1 protein-coding gene and 1 pseudogene are annotated in these 1,805 nt (G+C 73.2%); one reads left to right on the forward strand and one right to left on the reverse strand.

The window, feature by feature from the left end:
* Positions 1-398: 398 nt before the first annotated feature.
* A complete protein-coding gene (locus tag VIM26_RS07145; protein ID WP_331949660.1) occupies positions 399-1,259 on the forward strand; it encodes an HAD-IB family hydrolase in 861 nt (286 codons plus the stop codon).
* 301 nt (positions 1,260-1,560) lie between these two features.
* Here VIM26_RS07145 and VIM26_RS07150 read toward each other — a convergent pair.
* Positions 1,561-1,805: pseudogene (locus VIM26_RS07150) on the reverse strand (cell filamentation protein Fic); the annotation flags it as partial.

A 1,805-nucleotide genomic window follows, 5' to 3' on the forward strand; every position in this document is an offset into this window, starting at 1 on the left:
CCCCGTCGCGCGCGGCGACCCCGCCGCGAGCTCCCCGCCGCGAGCCGCCGCGCGAGCGACGCCGCGAGCGAGGACGCCCCGATCCCCCCGCGCGCCCCGACGACGCCGACCACCCGACCGCTCCCCATCGACTCCACCGCCCCCCTGTGTCACTGCCACCACGGCACCGCCACGACCCGACCCGACCCGACCCGCCACGACAACACCGGTCCGCGACCTTCGCCATGCCCGATCCCGAGCACTCGGCCACCCCGCACCCGCGCCCCATGCTGACCCGATCCGCGCCCGCGCCGCCCGCCCCCGTGGCCGGCCTGTGCACGGCCGCCCGCGGACACGTCCTGGGGTCGGCTCGGCCCGTTGGCTAGGCTCGCGACGCTGCTGTCTGCGACGGAGGAGATATGGGCACGCCGATCGGTTCACCACAGGGCGACGCGACCGACTTTGACGCGAGCACAGACCCGGACCCGCGCCCGCGCGGCGCGGCGTTCTTCGACCTCGACAAGACGATCATCGCGACGTCGTCGGCGACGGCGTTCTCGCGCCCGTTCTATGCGGGCGGCCTGATCACCGGTGGCGACGTGCTGCGGATGGCGTACGCGCAGTTCGTCTACCTCGTCGGCCGGGCGGACGCCGACCAGACCGAGCGGCTGCGTGCCCAGCTGTCCTCGCTCGCCGTCGGCTGGGACGTCGCGCAGGTGTCGCAGATCGTCGCGGAGACGCTGCACGAGCTCATCGACCCCGCCGTGTACGCCGAGGCCGTGGTCCTCATCGAGGAGCACCACGCGGCCGGCCGCGACGTCGTGATCGTCTCGGCGTCCGGCGCCGAGATCGTCGAGCCGATCGCGGCCGTGCTCGGCGCGGACCGGGTGATCGCCACCCGGATGACCGTCGAGGACGGCAAGTACACCGGTGACATCGACTTCTACGCGTACGGCGAGAACAAGGCGTCCGCCGTCCGCGAGCTCGCCGCCACCGCCGGGTACGACCTCGCTGCGAGCTACGCCTACTCCGACTCGATCACGGATGCGCCGATGCTCGGCGCCGTCGGGCACGCGTTCGCGGTGAACCCGGACCGGGCGCTGCGCCGGCTCGCGCTGAGCAAGGGCTGGGGCGTGCTGACCTTCAGCCGTCCCATCTCGCTGCGCTCGCGCCTGGCCCCGCAACCCGTGATCACGGTCGGCGCGGTGAGCGTCGCAGTGGTCGTCGGGGTACTCGTGTGGCGGGCCGTGGTCAAGCTGCGCTCCCGGCGCTCCGGATAAGGCCGCGCGGAGCGCCCACCTGGTGGACGCCAGGTCCACCTCCCGGACGGCCAAATTTCCTGACCTGCATGTTCACGAACGGCCCTTCCCAAGCGCTCACCATCCATGTATCAAGGGAGACACAACAGCAAAGAGGAGAGGGAACCCACGCGCGACCTGTCCACGTAGCGGACATGCCGACCGGGCTCGACCCGTAGCGACAACTCAGTTACACGCCTGATACCCCTCTTCGATTTCGCTGTACGGCGACGGCGTCCCGCGGGACGCCGTTGTTGTGTGCGCCGCGCGCTGCGGCGGGGGCTCACGCCCCGGACGGGTCGTCCAGCCTGCCGGCGAGCACCGCGTCCGCGATCGCGCGCCCCTCGTCGGCCCCGGTCCGCACCGCGTCCGCGCAGGCGACCAGCCACGCGGCCACCCCTGCGGGCGTGCCGGTCGCGAACCCCGCCGCCGCACCGAGGTAGGCGTTGACCGAGCCGAGCCAGGCGATGTCGGCCACCACGGCGCCGGTCGGGTCCAGGCCGCGCTCGGCGACGAGCAGCCGGGACG

The sequence above is a fragment of the Pengzhenrongella sp. genome (genome assembly GCF_036565025.1).
Lineage (GTDB): Bacteria > Actinomycetota > Actinomycetes > Actinomycetales > Cellulomonadaceae > Pengzhenrongella.

Coding starts and splice junctions, on each gene's coding strand:
- VIM26_RS07145 (WP_331949660.1), top strand. CDS start 399: ATGGGCACGCCGATCGGTTCACCACAGGGCGACGCGACCGACTTTGAC.